The following is a 16,120-nucleotide window of genomic DNA, read 5'->3' on the forward strand; positions in this document are numbered from 1 at the left end:
CGGGCGATAGCATCGCATCCATGACTGCATCCGTCGCGCCTGGGGGACGACGTTCGCATCGCTCCCGGCCACGATCCAGGGCGACCTTCGCGAGCGTCCTCGGGGAGCTCCTGCTCACCGCCGGTGTTCTCGTGCTGCTGTTCGTCGCCTGGCAGATGTGGATCGGCGACATCATCATCAGCGCCCAGAAGAACGAAGAGGGCGCCGCGGTCTCCGCCCAGCTCGCCCAGGCAGAGGCGCCTGAGCTTCCTCCTCTGGTCGCGGCCGACGACGGCACGACGACCTACGAGCCGGTCATCCCCGCCGCCCCTGCCGACACCGAATGGCTCGGACAGATGCACGTGCCGCGGTTCGGCGCCGACTACAACTTCGGCATCTACGGTGGCACCAGCCGCGCCCGCACGCTCGACGACCTCGGTATCGGCGTCTACACGAACTCGAAGATGCCCGGCGAGGTCGGCAACTTCGCGATGGCCGGACACCGCACCACGTGGGGCAAGCCCTTCAACCAGCTCGACAAGCTGCAGTTGAACGACGCGATCGTGGTCGAGACTCCCGACGGCTGGTTCACCTATCGCTTCCGCACGCTGGAGTACGTCAAGCCGACGCAGACGGATGTGCTCGCCGACGTGCCGCAGATGCCCGAGGTGCAGACAGGTGAGCGGTACATCACCCTCACCGCGTGCTCGCCGCTGTACTCGCTCGCCGAGCGCATCGTCGCCTATGGGGTGTTCGAGAGCTTCCAGCCCCGGGCCGAGGGGCCGCCGAAGGCGTTGACCGATCCGCCGCCGCCCCCGGCCGCACCGTCGGTGTAGGTTGTGGAAAGCGACGAGGGAGAAGACTGATGTACGCCGGAATCTGGCGCCTGCTGCCCGGCCCCTGGTGGGTGCGACTGCTGATCGTGCTGGTCGTGGTGTCCGCTGTCATCTACGCCCTGTTCTACTACGTGTTCCCCTGGGTGAGCCCGATCATCTCCCCTGGTGAGATCGACCTCGAATGACCCGCGTGCTCGTGGTCGACAACCACGACAGCTTCGTCCACACTCTCGTCGGCTACCTGCAGGAGCTTGGAGCCGAGACCACGCTGATCGAGTCGGATGCCATCGATGTCGACGGACTCGTGCAGTTGCTGCCCGAGGTCGACGCCCTGATGCTCTCGCCGGGCCCGGGTTCCCCGGCTGATGCCGGTGTCTCGCTCGAGGCCGTTCGGGTCGCGGCGCGCATGCACATGCCGCTGCTCGGGGTGTGCCTGGGGCACCAGGTGATCGGCGCGGCATTCGGCTCCCCGGTGACCGAGGCCCCGGAACTCATGCACGGGATGGTGTCGCCGATGCACCACGACGGTTCCCTGCTGTTCGCCGGACTGCCGTCTCCCCTCGATGTCGGGCGCTACCACTCGCTCGCCATCGCCGCCGCGGATCTGCCGCCGGAGCTGAGAGTGACGGCACGCACGGACAGCGGAACGGTCATGGGGATATCCCACACCGACCTGCCCATCCACGGCGTGCAGTTCCACCCGGAGAGCGTCCTCACCGACGGAGGGTACCGGCTGCTGGCCAACTGGCTCGAATCGATCGGCGACCCGTCCGCCGTCGAGCGGGCGGAAGCACTGCACCCGCTGTCGCGCTGAGCCCTACTCCCCCGTGCAGTAGCGCAGTTCGACCGGCGATCCGATCGGAACGTCGCCCGGTGCCACCGACATCGACACGACGGTGGGTGGGGTCGTCGCCGGGCAGTCAGCCGACTCGACGGGAGTGGCGGTGAGCCCGAGAGACTCCAGGTTCGTGGTCGCCGCGGCGAGCGTCCAACCGGCGAGGTCGGTCAGAGTGACCTTGCCGCTGGCCACGACCAGGTTGACCACGGTGCCGGGTGCGACTTCGGCGGCTTCCTTCTCGCTCGCGGAGATCACGGTGTCCGCCGCGATCGATTTGTCGTTGCGTTGGATGACCGTGCCGAGTTCTAGTCCGGCGGCGGTCAGCGCCTTCTTGGCATCGGTGAGAGACATCCCCTCGAGCTGGGGCACTGTCGAGGTCTCGACCCCTGACGACACGTAGAGCGTGACGGTGTCGCCCTCGCTGACGGTCTCCCCGGCCTCGGGATCGGTGCGGATCACGTTGCCTTCGGTGATGTCGGTACTCGTTTCGACCACCAGTTTCGTCGTGAGGTCCAGATCCGACAGGTCGGACTGAGCCCGCTCGGAGGAGACATTCACGAGATCAGGGACGACGCGCGACGTGGCGGGAACCTCGGGAGGACGCATGCTGATGGTCCAGACCCAGAACAGCACCGAGGCGAGGAGCACGGCGAGAAGAGCGACGCCGGCCCAGATCCAGGCGACGGGCGGGCCCGACTGCGTACGCGCCATCGTCGTATCCGTGCTGAGCTGGCGCAGGGAGCGTGCGGTCTCCTGCGCCTGGCGGGGACTCGGACCGTACAGTTCGCTGGTGAGTGCGCCCAGCTCCTTGCGGCTCGGCGCGTGGCCGCTGACCGCGCTGTCGAGAGCGGCGCGGAAGTGCGCCGCATCCGGGTAGCGCTGGTACGGATCTTTCGCGAGAGCGCGCAGCACCACCGGGTCGAGGGCGCCGGGGGCGTCTTCGTTGACCTCGGTCGGAGGGATCGGCGTCTCACTCACGTGCTGGTAGGCGACGGCGACCGGCGACTCACCACGGAAGGGCTGGCGTCCGGTGAGCAGCTCGTAGAGCACCACTCCGGTGGAGTACAGGTCGGCGCGCGCATCGACCGGCTCGCCCTTCGCCTGCTCCGGCGAGAAATAGGCGGCGGTACCGATGATCTGCGTGGTCTCGGCCACGGTGGAGGACGAGTCGGACACCGCGCGGGCGATGCCGAAGTCCATGACCTTGACCTGGCCCTTCTCGGTGACCATGACGTTGCCCGGCTTGATGTCGCGGTGCACGACGCCGGCGCGGTGCGAGTAGTCGAGCGCCTCGAGGATGCCGTCTGTGTAGCGGACAGCATCCTCCACCGGCACGGGTCCGGACGCGATGATGTCCTTCAGCAGCGTGCCGCTGATCAGCTCCATCACGATGTAGGGAGGGTCGTCCGAGGAACTGTCGGTGTTCGAGGGGTCGCCGGCGTCGTAGACACGCACGATCGACGGGTGCGACATCCGCGACGCGGCCTGGGCCTCGAGGCGGAACCGCGTGCGGAACGCTGTGTCTTTGGCGAGTTCGGGGTCGAGGATCTTGATCGCGACCTCGCGGCCGAGCGTCAGATCCTGGCCGCGGTAGACCTTGGCCATGCCCCCGCGCCCGATGAGCTCGCCGACGCGGTACCTACCCGCGAGAACGCGTGGCTCTGTGGACACGTACTACCCCCTGGCAAAACTGATACTGAGCTGGAATAAGGCTACCCTTGGCCGTCGTCGCCGCCGTCACCCTCGCCGGGGTCCACTGCGGGAGCGGTGATCGTGACCGACAGCGGCGGCGATGCGTCCGACGTGCGCTGGTCGCCGCCGGAGCAGAGACCCTGGTAGCTGGCGATCAGCTGCTTGCCCACGGCATCGCCGACGACGACCTGCGCATTGCGCTGGCTGGCCGGGAAGTTCGGACCGCCGGCGGCGAAGGTGCCGTTGGTGAGCGAGACCACGTAGCCCGAGAGCGAGGTTCCGCTCGGGCAGGTGAATCCGGTACCCCAGGAGATCGTCACGGTGCTGCCGGCAACAGGGGCACCGGTGATCGTGGGGGCGTCGCTCGGCACAGGGAGAGCTGTGCGAGCGGCATACACGGTCAGCGAGATCGCGCGGGTGACATCGACGTTGCCCGAGGGCTCGACGTTGTAGACGCGACCGACCTCGGCGTCAGTGGGTGCCGGGTCGCCGTTCACGCAGGTGATCTCGCTGTTGAAGCCGTTGTCCTTGAGCGTCGCCGTCGCCGTCGCGCAGTCCATGCCGTTGAGGTTGAGTGCGCTCACGTCGACACGGGTCGGCTCCGGGTCCGGTGTGTCGGACGGAGTCGCCGGAGGCGTGCTCTGCGAGGTCGTCGGCGTATCGGAGGGCTTGTCGTCGCCATCGCCCTGGTTCATCAGAGCGAAGACGGTGCCGCCGAGAACGATGACGAGCAGCGTGATCAGGGCGACGAGCGGCCAAGTCCACGGGCTGCGCTTCTTCTTCTCGGTCTCCTCCTCGGTGCCGTCGCCCGTGGGCAGCTGCGCCGTCGTCGGAAGGATGCGGGTGGCGCCCTCGTCACCGGTGGCGGTGAGGAGGCGCGTCGCGTCGTCGTTCGCCGCGATACCGCCGGTGGCGATCGCAGGCACGGCGATGGCCGCCGAGTTGAGGTCACCACGACGCAGAGCCTGCGCGGCACGTGCGACGGTCGCCGAAGACGAAGGACGGTCGCTCGGCTTCTTGGCGATCATCGCCATCACGAGGTTCTGCACCGGGATCGGCACGGTCGGCGGAAGCGGCGGCGGCTGCTCGTTGATCTGCGCCATCGCGATCGCGACCTGCGATTCGCCGGTGAACGGACGCTTGCCCGCCAGGCATTCGTAGGCAACGATGCCGAGCGAATACGTGTCTGTCGCGGGGGAGGCCGGGTGACCCGACGCCTGCTCCGGCGACAGGTACTGCACGGTTCCCATGACCTGACCGGTGGCCGTCAGCGGCACCTGGTCGGCGATACGGGCGATGCCGAAATCGGTGATCTTGACGCGGCCGTCCGGCGTGATCAGCAGGTTTCCCGGCTTGATGTCGCGGTGCACGAGGCCGGCGGCATGCGCCGCCTGCAGTGCGGATGCCGTCTGGGCGACGATGTCGAGCGTCTTGTCGGCGCTCAGCGCACCGTCGCGCTCGAGCACGGTCGACAGAGCTTCGCCTGGCACGAGCTCCATGACGAGGTACGCGCTGCCGTTCTCCTCGCCGTAGTCGAAGACACTCGCGATGCCCTCATGGTTCACGAGTGCGGCGTGACGTGCTTCCGCACGGAAACGCTCGAGGAACCCGGGGTCCCCCATGTACTCGTCCTTGAGGATCTTGATCGCGACGGTACGTCCGATGACGTGATCCGTCGCTTCCCACACCTCGCCCATGCCGCCGATCGCGATTCGCGACAGCAACTCGTAGCGACCACCGAACGACACACCCTGCGTCGGCCTCATCTGCCCAGCACCGCCTCTATGACCTTCTTCGCAATCGGAGCCGCGATGGTGTCGCCGGATCCTGATTGTCCCTGACCGCCGCCGTCTTCGACGACGACTGCTACTGCGACCGCCGGGTCGTCCGCCGGGGCGAACCCCGTGAACCACAACGTATGCGGCTTGTTTCCGTTCTCGGCTGTACCGGTTTTACCCGCCACGTTGACCCCGTCTATTCTTGCACCCTGCGCTGCGCCCGTTGCGACGCTCGCGACCATGGCGGCAGTGACCTCGTCGGCCGTATCCGCGTCCATCGCGCGGCCGAATTCGCTGTTGTCGAACGCGCGGATGACCGAGAGGTCGTCTCCGATCACCGCGTCGACCATGTGCGGGTTCATGACGACCCCGTCGTTGGCGAGCCCCGCGGCCACCATCGCGATCTGCAGGGGGGTCGCGGTGACCTGCCCCTGTCCGAAACCGGTCAGCGCGGTCTGCGCGTCATCGAGCGCACGCGGGTAGCTGGACGGCGTCGAGGTGAGCGGCGTGTCGAAGCTCTGGTTGAAGCCGAACTTCTCGGCCATCTCGCGGATCGCGTCGTCGCCGAGTTCCACGGCCAGCTCCGCCATCGGGATGTTGCAGCTCAGGCGGATAGCCTCGGCGATCGTCACCGTGTCGCCGGGCCCGCAGGCGCTGCCCCAGGCGTTGGAAACCTTGTTGGACGAACCGGGGAGCGTGTAGCTGGCCGGGTTCGGCAGCGTGGACTCGGGGGTCCAGTCACCGCTCGCGAACGCGGCAGCGGCGACCACGATCTTGAACGTGGACCCAGGGGGGTTCAGGTCACCGGCGATGGCACGATTGGACAGCGGCTTCGATGGGTCTGCGGCGAGCTGCTCATAGGCCGAGTTCGCGGCATCCGCATCGTGGGTCGCGAGCAGGTTCGTATCGAAGCCGGGCGTGGAGACCATGGCCAGGATGCGTCCGGTCTTCGGTTCGATCGCGACGACAGCACCCGAGAGGCCGTCGAGTGCCTCGTAGGCCGCACGCTGCGCCGCCGTGTCGAGAGACAGCTCGACACTGAAGCCACGCTGCGGCTGGCCCGAGATGATGCGCTCGATCTCCGCGAAGAACGCGTTGGAGCCGGTGCCCGACAGGTCGGTGTTCATGGCCTGCTCGATGCCGGTGCTCGAGCCGAGCGCCGCGTTGAAGTAGCCGGTCACCGGCTCCCACATCGCGGCATCCGCATACACGCGCTGGAACTGATACTGGTCGTCGCTCGGCACCGAGGTCGCGATGGCGGTGCCGTCTACGATGATCGACCCGCGCTGGATCTCGTAGCTGTCCAGTCGTGTGCGCTTGTTGTTCGGGTTCTGGGCCAGTGCGTCGGCCTCGACGACCTGGATCCAGCTGGTCGCGGCGAACAGTGCGATGAACATGAACAGCATCACGATGCTGAGCCGGCGGAGTTCACGGGTCATCCGATCACCACCCGGGGCTGGCGGCGGACGCCGTCGGAGATGCGCAGCAGCAGCGCCACGATGAGCCAGTTCGCCACGAGTGAGGAGCCTCCGGCGGCGAGGAACGGCGTGGTCAGGCCGGTCAGCGGGATGACCCGCGTGACACCACCGACCATGATGAACACCTGCAGCGCGATCGTGAACGACAGTCCCGTCGCCAGCAGCTTGCCGAAGTCATCCTGGCCGGCGAGCCCGATGCGCACGCCGCGGCTCACGAACACCATGTAGAGGCACAGGATCGCGAAAAGCCCGATCAGGCCGAGTTCTTCGCCGAGGCTGGTGATGATGTAGTCGCTGTGGGCGAGGGGAGTGACCTCTGGACGTCCCTGACCCCACCCGGTGCCGATCAGGCCGCCGCGCGCCAGGCCGAACAGGCCCTGCATCGGTTGGTAGCCCGCGCCATCAGGGTCGACCTGGTTCGGATCGAACAGGAACAGCCAGTTGATGAAGCGCCCACGCACATAACTGAGGATCTGCGTGGCCACGGCGACGCCGGCGACGACGAGGGTGAGGCCGATCACGACCCAGCTGGTCTTGCCCGTCGCGACGTAGAGCATCGCGACGAACATCCCGAAGATGAGAGTTCCGGTGCCGAGGTCGCGCTGCAGCACGATGATGCCGAGCGAGATGACCCACACCACGAGTACCGGGCCGAGTTCGCGCATGCGCGGCCAGGTCATGCCGAGGAAGCGGGTGCCGACCGAGGTCAGGCTCTCGCGCGTGCGCACCAGGTAGCCGGCGAAGAAGATGGCCAGGCAGATCTTCGCGAGCTCACCGGGCTGGAAGGCGAAGACGCCGCCGAGCGACACCCACACCGCGGCGTTCGCGTCGGGGATGCGCAGGCCCGGCACGAACGGAAGAAGCAGCAGCAGGATGCCGGCGAGGCCGAAGATGTACGTGTAGCGGAAGAGGATGCGGTAGTTGCGGAGCGCGATCACGACCGCGATGGCACCGGCGAGCGAGATCGCCGTCCAGGCGAGCTGCTTGGTGGAGTACGCATTCCACCCGGTGTTCTTGAATGCGATGTCGATGCGATAGATCATCGCGATGCCGAGGCCGGTGAGCAGCGTCGCGATCGGCAGCACGAACGGGTCGGCGTCGGAGGCCACGGCGCGCAGCACGAAATGCAGCGCGAACGCGAGCACCGCCAGACCGCCGCCGATGCCGAGCACCACGGGGTCGATCACGCCGAGGGCGCCGAGCTGCACCAGGGTCAGTGAGGCACCGGCGATGGCGCACGCGAACAGCAGCAGCCAGAACTCGCGGTTGCGCTGCGTCTGGGGCAGGCGGAGGCGCTTGAGGGCCGTGATGACACTGGTGTCGGCCGAGACATCGGTACTCATCCGTCACCCCCGGTGGGGGTCTCGGTCGGCATCGGCATGGGTGTCGGCATGGGTGTCGCCGTCGGAGTGGGCGTCGGAAGGGCGTTCGCGTCGGCACCGGCGCGCAGCCGATCGACGATGGCCATCGCATCCGACAGGGAGCGGGCCGAGATCGTGCGCTCCACGGAGGCGCGCTGGTACTCGGGCAGGTTCGCGAGCAGGATGTCGGTGTCTTCCACGGGTGTGGACAGGGTGATCGGGCCGATGTTCTGCTGCACGCCCTGGAAGATCACGACGCTGTCCTCGTCTGCGCCGATGAAGTAGCGCGTCTGCGTCCAGCTGTAGGCGGCGAAGGCTGCGAAGCCGAGCATCGCGATGACCACGAGCACCCCCGCGATCCAGCCGAGGCGGCGACGCTTCGCGCGGCGACGGTCCTCTTCGATGAGCTCCTCGAGATACTCCGCCGCGGGCTCGAAGTGGCTCGGCTCGTTCGCCGCCTGGCGCACCGGGTGCAGCCAGTTCGAGCGGGCGGGGCGGGCGGAGGGAACCAGCAGGCCGGAGGGGTTCGATGCCGCGCCGACGATCGTCGGGGTGCCGGAGGAGAGCGGATGCTGTCCTCCTACGTCGACCAGCACGATCGTGACGTTGTCGGGCGCTCCGCCGTCGAGCGCCTGCTTGAGCAGGTTGTCGGCCGTGCGGCCGGGGGCGAGGCCGAGGCGCATGGCCTTGAGCACGCGGGTCTCGTCGACCACGCCCGAAAGCCCGTCGGAGCACAGCAGCCAGCGGTCGCCGGGCTGGGTGTGCATCACGAACAGGTCGAGCTCCGGGTCGGAGTCCATGTCGCTGAGCACGCGCATCAGCACCGAGCGACGAGGGTGGTAGCGCGCCTCTTCTGGGGTGATGCGACCTGAGTCGACCAGGCGCTGCACGAACGTGTGGTCGGCCGTGATCTGGGTCAGCGCGTCATCGCGGTAGAGGTAGATGCGGGAGTCGCCGATGTGGCCGATGACGGCGTAGTCGTCGACCATGATGATCGCGCTGACGGTCGTGCCGAGTCCCGCGAGCTCTGGACGCTCCTTGGCGGCGCGGATGAGGTCTCCGGCGGCCGTGGTGACCGCGGCCTGCAGCGATGCCTGCGCGTCTTCGGTGGAGGCGTAGCCCTGGTCGAGCGGCTCGAGCCGCTGGATCGCGATGCTCGAGGCGACGTCACCGCCGGCGTGGCCGCCCATGCCGTCGGCGACGGCGAACAGGTTCGCCCCGGAGTATCCGGAGTCCTGGTTGTTGGAGCGGACCTTCCCGGTATGGGAGATCGCAGAGCTCGAGCCTTCGAAGACCATGCCGGGGTCAGGCTCGCAGCTCGAAGGTCGTGGCGCCCACCTTGATGGGCGTGCCGAGCGAGAGGTTGACGGGGGATCCCGAGACCCGCTGGCCGGCGACGAAGGTGCCGTTGGTGGAGTCGAGGTCCTGGATCGCCCAGCTGTCGCCACGCAGCATGAGGCGGGCGTGGTGGCTGGAGGTGTAGTCGTCGCGGATCACGAGCGCCGACTCGCTGGAGCGGCCGATCGTGAGGGAGTCGGCGCCGAGCGGAAGCTCCAGTCCCGCCTTGGGGCCCGATGTGATGACCAGGCGCTTCGCCGTCGCGACCGTCGCAGGGCCGGTCGACGGCTTCGCGGATGCCGGCCTCGAAGCCGCCACGGGAGCCGGGGTCGCGCTCGCCGCAGGAGCACCGCCCGCCGTCGCCTCGACGGGGAGCTTGCGCACCTTCACGCCGAACAGGTCGGCGCGCAGGGAGTAGATGACACCGAACACGAAGAACCACAGCACGACCAGGAAGCCGATGCGCAGCAGGAGCAGGACGAGTTCACTCATGACAGGGCTCCGAACGCCCGGGTGGAGTCATCCGTCGGACGTGAGGGCGTCGCGACCGGGACGATCTTGAAGACCAGGTCGGTGCGACCGATCGTGATCGTGGTGTCGGTGGGGAGGGCGGCTTCGCGCAGCTTCTGCCCGTTGACCTTGGTGCCGTTGGTGGAGCCGAGGTCGCGCATCATGGCGCGTTCTCCGTCCCACAGGATCTCGGCGTGCTTACGGCTGGATCCGGCATCCGCGATCGTGATGTCGGCATCCGTTCCCCGGCCGATGACCGTGCGGGCACGGGTGATCGAGTGACGGCGACCGTCGACGTCGACCACGGCCTGCCAGCTGACGCGGCCTTCGACCGTGCCGGAGCTGACGCGCACGGTGCCGGTGGCGACCTTGTCATCCGCTTCGATCGCGATCGCGAGCGGACCGGCGAAGCTGTACCCCTGCGCCTTCGAGTGCTTGGTGAGGAGGGCATGCAGCTCGTCGGTCAGAGCGCCGCCGAGGCCGCGCATGCGCTCGGCGTCATCGGGGCTGAGACGCACGACATAGCTGTTGGGCGCGATGATGCGGTCGCGGCTCACGACCGCGGCTTTCGTATCGGCTTCACGCCGGAGCGCCGAAGCGATCTCCACCGGCTGGATGCCGCTGCGGAAGGTCTTCGCGAAGGCGCCGTTCACGGCGCGCTCGAGACCCTTCTCAAAGCTGTCAAGTAGTCCCACTGGGCTCCTCTGGCATGCCAACTGGTAGGGACATCGTAGCCAGGTGACCTGGAAGTGCGCCCCGCAGCGGCGCTGTGGGGCGAAATCCGGGCGCGTCCACGGCCCCGAACCGCCGGATGCCGTGCTGATTTCTCGGCGGTCCAGACGCGTGATATCCTCGCAAAGTTGAGTTCTTCGGAACGAGACGCTCGCGCGAGTGGCGGAATGGTAGACGCGCTGGCTTCAGGTGCCAGTGTCCTTATGGACGTGGGGGTTCAAGTCCCCCCTCGCGCACAGCGAGATGAAGGGCCCGGTCCGGTTGGATCGGGCCCTTCATCGTGTCCGGCGACGTCCGTCGCCCGTCTTCTCACAGCTCCACGAGGCCGGCTTTGACGGCGATGATCAGCACCTGCACCCGGTCTCGTGCATTCCACTTCTTCATGACGGCGCCCAGATGCGTCTTGACCGTGCTCTCGGCCTGGTGGAGAGCCTCGGCGATCTCCTGGTTCGACTTCCCGCGGGCCAGTTCGCGCAGAATCGCCGATTCGCGTTCGTTCAGTTCCCTCACCGAGACCGCCGGTGTGGTCGCATCCGACGTGACATCGAGGATCAGCCTCCTGGTCACTTCGGGAGACAGCGCGCCCGACCCGGAGTGAACCGCCGCGACGGCCGCGACCACCGCTTCGGGGGGTGAATCCTTGAGCAGGTAGCCGGCGAATCCGCCTCTGAGCGCGCGGACTATCGCGTCCGTCGTCCCCAGCGTCGTGATGGCGAGGATGCGCGCGCCGTTGCCCGCGTCCTGCAGACGCTGCGCTGCCTCGAAGCCATCGACTCCGGGCATGTTCAGATCCATCAGCACGACGTCGGGTCGCAGCCTCTCGGCCAGCTCCACCGCCGTGGCGCCATTCTCCGCCGTCCCCACCACCTGCATGGTTGATGAGCGCTCGACGAAGATCGCGAGAGCGCTGCGCATCAGCTGCTCGTCGTCGGCGATCAACACCCGGATCTCACTCACGCGATCGACAGTATCCGAGGGGCGCGACGCGTGTGTGCTGTGAGGAGAGGCGCTAGTCATGGTTCTCGATTCGCGCGCAGGTGCATTCGGGATGGACCTCTGCAAGATGCTCGGACTGCGCCACTCATGGCAGTGTCCGTTCACAGTTGACTCGCGGGGCGATCTGCAGCGCACAATGGTCGTGTGGATGGGGGCACGGCGGATGACGAACGCGGCCTCGACCGCGGGTTCGGCCAGGTCTCGCCCCTGAGTAGAGCGGAGCGGGTCACGCTTCTGACCCTGACGGCCGGGCTGCTCCTGGCCGGAGCCGTGATGCACGTGGTCGCCGGCGATCCACTGCCGGCCGTCGTGTACGAGTCGTCCTTCACCGTCACACTGGCCGGGTTCGCGTTCGCGCCGCGGCTATCGGCGCTCGTGTGCGTCATTCTCCTCTTCGGCGCGTTCTTCAGTGACGCCCAGGCGCTCGCTCTCGTGGTCGGCGCTGTGGCGTTCGCTCTCGTCGTCAGAACCTGCGGTCTCGGCATCGTGGTGCTCTTCGCCGTGCTCTGGTCGAGCGGACTGGTGTGGAGTGCGATAGAGAACGGCACCCCTATCGGCGAGACGGTCGTGCTCATCGTCGTCGGTGTGGTGTCGGCATCGAGCGGTCTCGTCTTGCGGCGGCTCGAAGCGGGATCCCGTCGGCTGAAGGAGCAGCTGGAAGTCCGCGCTCGAGCAGAGCACGAGTCCATCGTGTCGGAGCGCCTGCGGATCGCCGATGAGCTGCACGACGTCGTCGCCCACGACCTGACGATCATCGCGATGCACGTGAACCTGCTGGGCGAGTGCGAAGCGCACGACGCGTCGCTCGAGGCGATCCGCTCTTCCTCCCGAAGGGCTCTCGATGATCTTCGACGTGTGGTCGGTGAGTCTCATCTCCGCGCTGCGGACGGGGCGGCGACATGCAGGTCCGAGCTTCAAGAGGCAGTCGCGGACGGGTGTCGGACCATGGAGCGCGCCGGGATGAGGGTGCGCACCGCACTCGGGGAGATCGGTGATCTTCCTCTGCCGAGAATCGTCGACCTCACCCTCTCCCGGCTGGTGCGCGAGGCGACGACGAACGTGCTGAAGCACTCGTCGGGGACGGACATCGTCGTGCGACTGCGCACGACTCCGGGGTTGATCGCGTTCGAGATCAGCAACCCGGTCGACACGGTTCGTCGCGCCCCGCGCGTGCCCTCAGGCGGGTTCGGACTGGTGCGGATGCGCGAGCGGGTCTCGAGGATCGGCGGGACCCTCGTATCCGGATCCGCGGCCGGCATCTGGACGCTGTCCGTGAGCGTGCCCGTCGACTGTCGCGGGGAGTGAATCGACACAAGTCGCGTATCTCCGACGAAAGTACTTTCGTACCGCGTACTCGGCACTTCTGGATACCGGCTTTTCGCGCAAGATGATCGTGTGGTCGATCGGAGTGTGGGCTCCGCTCAGAGGGGACGAAGCATCATGGCGACAGAAGAGTTGGCCGATCGATGGCGCGGCCTGCGACGCTTCACGATCGTCGTCGCGGCGCTCGGAGTGGCGAGTGCGGTGGCGGCCTCCGTGCTGCACTTCGGCTCCCCCGATCCGAGTGCGATCCGCACGTTCGCCACCCTCGGCCTGATCGGAGCCGTCGCCGCGGGCGCAGCGGCCGTCATGAGCAGGACGACCGGGTGGAAGGCGATCTTCGCGATGCTCGCGGTGTCGTCCTTCATCGCGTCGTCATCCGTGTTCGGGATGACCTTCTCGTGAAGCTCGACAGAACGGGGCAGAAGTGCCGGAGGTTCGCGGCGGGGTCTGACGGGCCACATACGGTGGAGTGATGAGGCGTTCTGTGTGTTCGGGCAGCGTGCTCGCTGTATTGATCCTTGTGGGTTGCTCTTCGTCGCCTGACTTGATGCAATGCCAGACCGTGGCCGAGCTGGATTCGCAGCTGGAATCGTTCTTCGAGCAAAGGAACGCCGGTGAGGGCTCGGCGGAAGCCCTCAACGCGCACCTGGACGAGATCGCCGACGCCTACGCCGAGGTAGACGTCACTGGCGACCTCAAGTCCGCCGTTTCTGCTCTCAGCCACGACCTCAGGGCGCTCCATGACCATCGTGTCGACGATGCGCAGGGAGACATGCCTGTCGCCAGCGAGGAAGAAGAGCTCATTCACGCGGCCGCAGTCAGCCTCACCGAGGTGCAAACGGTTTGCACGCCGAGTCAGTTCCCGGGGTGAGGAAGCCACACGTTCTCGGTCGTGGGGCTGCGTAACCGATTCCGGCTGCACGCGAAGAGCACGTTCATCCCGCAGGCTATGGCGCGCCCTCGGCAGTGCAGCGAACCTGCTCGCTCTCATCCGATCTCCCGCCGCCGTGGACAATCCTCCGCGCTCGCGACATGTACAGGGTGTAGGTGTTGACGAGCGAAGGGCATGAGCCATGGACGAGAACGACCTGGAAACGCGACTGCGGGCCACGGCCCCCACGGTGACCGGCCCGCTGGGGCTGTCAGAGCATCGGCAACGCATCCTGACCGACATCCGTGCACGACGGCGCCGGGCGACGAGGCTGTGGACCGGTGCCGCCGTCGCCACGGTGGTGATGGTCGGCGCAGGATCCGTCGCCGTTGCGGGCAACGGCATGGAGACCCCGTGGGGCTGGACCGCTGACAACGTGTTCTCGATTCCCGGACCCGACGGCAAGACCTGCTTCGCCGGCATCCAGGTGAAGGCCGATGGCGTGCCGGATGACGCCGAGATCGTCCTGGCGGCTCGTGACATCGTCGCGTCGGTCGACATCGCCGACCTCGACACGTCGGCCCGTGAAGCGGAGCTCGCCGCTGACATCGGCAAGCCCTTCGACGACGGTTCGCCCGGCACGGTGTTCTACACGCCCGAAGAGATGAAGCAGTCGGCGGTCCACGAGGCGGTCGCCGAGATCCTGTGGGCGGAGCTCGACGCCAGAGGATTCACCAGCCCTGATGTGAACACCCCCGTGAGCCTGTACTCCGAGAACAGGGGATGCAACTGATGCCGAGCAGGGCGGAGCGGACGGATCTCTTCGACGAAAAGATCCGCGCCAACGAAGCCGATCTGCTGGCCTACTTCCAACGAAGAACACCCAACGGAGCGGACGCCGCGGATGCCTTCGGGGAACTGCTGCTGATCGCCTGGAAGCAGCGTGCGAAGATCCCCTCCGAGGGGGTAGCGGCACGCATGTGGCTGTTCGGCGCCGCACGGAACGTGCTCCAGAATCAGCGGCGCTCCGCCCAGCGCGCATCCGAGGCGGTGCAGCGTCTCGCCGACACGATGCGCGTGCTCGTGCCCGAGTTCTCGAGCGATGAAGACAGCGTGATGCTGCGCGCCGCGATCCAGGACCTGCCCCCGGAGGATGCCGAGCTGATGAAGCTCGTCTACTGGGATGGCTTCCGCTCGCACGAGGCGGCGGCGATCCTCGGGCTCAATCCCTCGACGGCACGCTCCCGGATCGCCAAGTCTCTGGGCGAGCTTCGACAGGTGCTGGCCGTTGACGTCGTCGGGCCGGCTCAGTGAGCACCGGCAGGAGACCCGTGCCACAGCGCGACATCGACCCCGCAGACCTCTTCCTTCCCCCGACCGAGCCCATCGACATCACCTGGATGCAGGCGGCACTCGCCGGAACGCTCCCCGAGGATGTTGACTTCCCGCGGTGACTCGATATGGTCGGTGGTTACGCCTGCTGGCCTCCAGCAGGGAAACCGACGCAGGTCTTGTGAGAGACCGGGGCCCGACTTCGCCCCGTGCATCATGCCTGCGTCGCTGCCTATCGAAGGATCTGCCATGACTTCACCCGCCGTGTGGATGCCGCCTGCCACCCTTGCCGCCCTCCAGGCCGAGCTCGCGACTCTGGAAGCCAAGGGGAGTGAGGAGACTCTCGCCGACAAGGCGCGAGCGGTCGAGCTGCGCGCGCTCGTGCGGAACGCGGATGTCGCTGTGAAGCCCAACGATGGTCTGGTGGAGCCGGGAATGCTCGTCACCGTCGGGTTCGCGGATGGCAGCACCGACACGTTCCTCCTCGGTGACCGCACCGTGCTGGCCGACGACCGCGCGCTCTCACCGCGCTCGCCGCTGGGCGCGGCCGTGAACGGCAGATATGTGGGCGACCACGTCACCTACACGGCGCCCAACGGGCCAGCGACGGTGTCTGTGGTTGCAGCGGAGCCCGCCGCCTGACGACGAGCACCCCTTACACCCGCTGACGATTAGAACGTGCCGAGATTCACGAGGTTGTTGGCGCTCTGACCATCCGCATGGGTGCGGAGGTAGGGACTTCCGCGACCCGGCCTGACCACCGCGACCCGCACGCGATCCGCACCTGAGCCCACGAAGGCCTCGCCGCCCTTGACCTCGACCCAGGCGACGAGCGACGGCTTGTCGATATCGCCGACCTTGCCGGATTCCGGGTTCACCCACCGGTACCGGATGATCTCGTCTGCCGTGCGGACTGTGCCGCCGAACCGAACATGCGTGATCTCGATCGCCATCCCTGCCACCTCGTCGCATCGCCGCGGATGTCGCGGACGATCTCCAGTCTTCGTGGGGGCGAGTCCTCGACGTGCGGGCGAGTTGCGGCCCTTTCGTCACTCC

At 67.4% G+C, this 16,120-nt stretch carries 19 protein-coding genes and 1 tRNA gene; 11 read left to right on the top strand and 9 right to left on the bottom strand.

The window, feature by feature from the left end; genetic code table 11:
* The first annotated feature begins 20 nt into the window (after positions 1 to 20).
* The 3 genes from MRBLWO12_RS15780 to MRBLWO12_RS15790 are packed head-to-tail and all read left to right on the top strand — an operon-like array spanning position 21 to position 1,629.
* Positions 21 to 815, top strand: a complete 795-nt coding sequence (locus MRBLWO12_RS15780; protein ID WP_363557134.1) for a class E sortase — start codon at positions 21 to 23, stop codon at positions 813 to 815.
* A gap of 29 nt (positions 816 to 844) precedes the next feature.
* A complete protein-coding gene (locus MRBLWO12_RS15785) occupies positions 845 to 1,000 on the top strand; it encodes a hypothetical protein (RefSeq protein WP_363557136.1) in 156 nt (51 codons plus the stop codon).
* Positions 997 to 1,629 (top strand): anthranilate synthase component II, encoded by a 633-nt coding sequence (locus MRBLWO12_RS15790; RefSeq protein WP_363557138.1) that lies wholly within the window; start codon positions 997 to 999, stop codon positions 1,627 to 1,629. Before MRBLWO12_RS15785 ends, MRBLWO12_RS15790 begins: the two co-directional genes overlap by 4 nt.
* 3 nt (positions 1,630 to 1,632) lie before the next feature.
* Here MRBLWO12_RS15790 and pknB read toward each other — a convergent pair whose 3' ends face one another.
* From pknB to MRBLWO12_RS15825, 7 genes are read right to left on the bottom strand one after another with little or no spacing between them, the layout of a single operon-like run.
* The gene (pknB, locus tag MRBLWO12_RS15795; protein ID WP_363557140.1) at positions 1,633 to 3,324 is read right to left on the bottom strand and encodes a Stk1 family PASTA domain-containing Ser/Thr kinase; all 1,692 of its coding nucleotides are present in this window, start codon (positions 3,322 to 3,324) and stop codon (positions 1,633 to 1,635) included.
* Positions 3,325 to 3,365: 41 nt separating this feature from the next.
* Positions 3,366 to 5,111 carry a protein kinase domain-containing protein gene (locus tag MRBLWO12_RS15800; RefSeq protein ID WP_363557142.1) on the bottom strand — a complete coding sequence of 582 codons (1,746 nt, stop codon included), beginning with the start codon at positions 5,109 to 5,111 and terminating at the stop codon, positions 3,366 to 3,368.
* Positions 5,108 to 6,562: a peptidoglycan D,D-transpeptidase FtsI family protein gene (locus MRBLWO12_RS15805; RefSeq protein ID WP_363557144.1), complete on the bottom strand. Its 1,455-nt coding sequence runs from the start codon at positions 6,560 to 6,562 to the stop codon at positions 5,108 to 5,110. Before MRBLWO12_RS15805 ends, MRBLWO12_RS15800 begins: the two co-directional genes overlap by 4 nt.
* Positions 6,559 to 7,944, bottom strand: a complete 1,386-nt coding sequence (locus MRBLWO12_RS15810; RefSeq protein ID WP_363557146.1) for an FtsW/RodA/SpoVE family cell cycle protein — start codon at positions 7,942 to 7,944, stop codon at positions 6,559 to 6,561. Before MRBLWO12_RS15810 ends, MRBLWO12_RS15805 begins: the two co-directional genes overlap by 4 nt.
* Entirely contained in the window at positions 7,941 to 9,260 is a 1,320-nt protein-coding gene (locus tag MRBLWO12_RS15815) for a PP2C family protein-serine/threonine phosphatase (RefSeq protein ID WP_363557148.1), read from the bottom strand. Before MRBLWO12_RS15815 ends, MRBLWO12_RS15810 begins: the two co-directional genes overlap by 4 nt.
* Before the next feature lie 7 nt (positions 9,261 to 9,267).
* Positions 9,268 to 9,792: an FHA domain-containing protein FhaB/FipA gene (locus tag MRBLWO12_RS15820; protein ID WP_363557150.1), complete on the bottom strand. Its 525-nt coding sequence runs from the start codon at positions 9,790 to 9,792 to the stop codon at positions 9,268 to 9,270.
* Positions 9,789 to 10,505 carry a DUF3662 and FHA domain-containing protein gene (locus MRBLWO12_RS15825; protein WP_363557152.1) on the bottom strand — a complete coding sequence of 239 codons (717 nt, stop codon included), beginning with the start codon at positions 10,503 to 10,505 and terminating at the stop codon, positions 9,789 to 9,791. The genes MRBLWO12_RS15820 and MRBLWO12_RS15825 overlap by 4 nt, the downstream gene beginning before the upstream one ends.
* Before the next feature lie 190 nt (positions 10,506 to 10,695).
* Here MRBLWO12_RS15825 and MRBLWO12_RS15830 point away from each other — a divergent pair.
* Positions 10,696 to 10,778, top strand: a tRNA-Leu gene (locus MRBLWO12_RS15830).
* A 73-nt stretch (positions 10,779 to 10,851) separates the two neighbouring features.
* Here the strand turns inward: MRBLWO12_RS15830 and MRBLWO12_RS15835 are convergent.
* Entirely contained in the window at positions 10,852 to 11,499 is a 648-nt protein-coding gene (locus MRBLWO12_RS15835; protein WP_363557154.1) for a response regulator transcription factor, read from the bottom strand.
* Positions 11,500 to 11,682: 183 nt separating this feature from the next.
* On the opposite strand from MRBLWO12_RS15835, the gene MRBLWO12_RS15840 reads away from it, so the two are divergent.
* The 7 genes from MRBLWO12_RS15840 to MRBLWO12_RS15870 all read left to right on the top strand — a co-directional run bounded on the left by MRBLWO12_RS15840 (position 11,683) and on the right by MRBLWO12_RS15870 (position 15,706).
* Entirely contained in the window at positions 11,683 to 12,843 is a 1,161-nt protein-coding gene (locus MRBLWO12_RS15840; protein ID WP_363557156.1) for a sensor histidine kinase, read from the top strand.
* A 135-nt stretch (positions 12,844 to 12,978) separates the two neighbouring features.
* Positions 12,979 to 13,263, top strand: coding sequence for a hypothetical protein (locus tag MRBLWO12_RS15845; RefSeq protein WP_363557158.1), 285 nt, complete (start codon positions 12,979 to 12,981; stop codon positions 13,261 to 13,263).
* Positions 13,264 to 13,423: 160 nt separating this feature from the next.
* Positions 13,424 to 13,732 (top strand): hypothetical protein, encoded by a 309-nt coding sequence (locus MRBLWO12_RS15850; protein WP_363557160.1) that lies wholly within the window; start codon positions 13,424 to 13,426, stop codon positions 13,730 to 13,732.
* A 202-nt stretch (positions 13,733 to 13,934) separates the two neighbouring features.
* Positions 13,935 to 14,525 (top strand): hypothetical protein, encoded by a 591-nt coding sequence (locus tag MRBLWO12_RS15855; RefSeq protein ID WP_363557162.1) that lies wholly within the window; start codon positions 13,935 to 13,937, stop codon positions 14,523 to 14,525.
* Positions 14,516 to 15,046, top strand: a complete 531-nt coding sequence (locus MRBLWO12_RS15860) for an RNA polymerase sigma factor (protein ID WP_363557164.1) — start codon at positions 14,516 to 14,518, stop codon at positions 15,044 to 15,046. Before MRBLWO12_RS15855 ends, MRBLWO12_RS15860 begins: the two co-directional genes overlap by 10 nt.
* Before the next feature lie 17 nt (positions 15,047 to 15,063).
* Positions 15,064 to 15,186 carry a hypothetical protein gene (locus tag MRBLWO12_RS15865; RefSeq protein ID WP_363557166.1) on the top strand — a complete coding sequence of 41 codons (123 nt, stop codon included), beginning with the start codon at positions 15,064 to 15,066 and terminating at the stop codon, positions 15,184 to 15,186.
* A 127-nt stretch (positions 15,187 to 15,313) separates the two neighbouring features.
* Positions 15,314 to 15,706 carry a GreA/GreB family elongation factor gene (locus tag MRBLWO12_RS15870; RefSeq protein ID WP_363557168.1) on the top strand — a complete coding sequence of 131 codons (393 nt, stop codon included), beginning with the start codon at positions 15,314 to 15,316 and terminating at the stop codon, positions 15,704 to 15,706.
* Positions 15,707 to 15,735: 29 nt separating this feature from the next.
* Here MRBLWO12_RS15870 and MRBLWO12_RS15875 read toward each other — a convergent pair whose 3' ends face one another.
* Positions 15,736 to 16,017, bottom strand: coding sequence for a DUF3892 domain-containing protein (locus MRBLWO12_RS15875; protein ID WP_363557170.1), 282 nt, complete (start codon positions 16,015 to 16,017; stop codon positions 15,736 to 15,738).
* Positions 16,018 to 16,120 lie beyond the last annotated feature (103 nt).

It is taken from the genome of Microbacterium sp. LWO12-1.2 (genome assembly GCF_040675875.1).
In the GTDB taxonomy this organism is placed as follows: Bacteria; Actinomycetota; Actinomycetes; order Actinomycetales; family Microbacteriaceae; genus Microbacterium.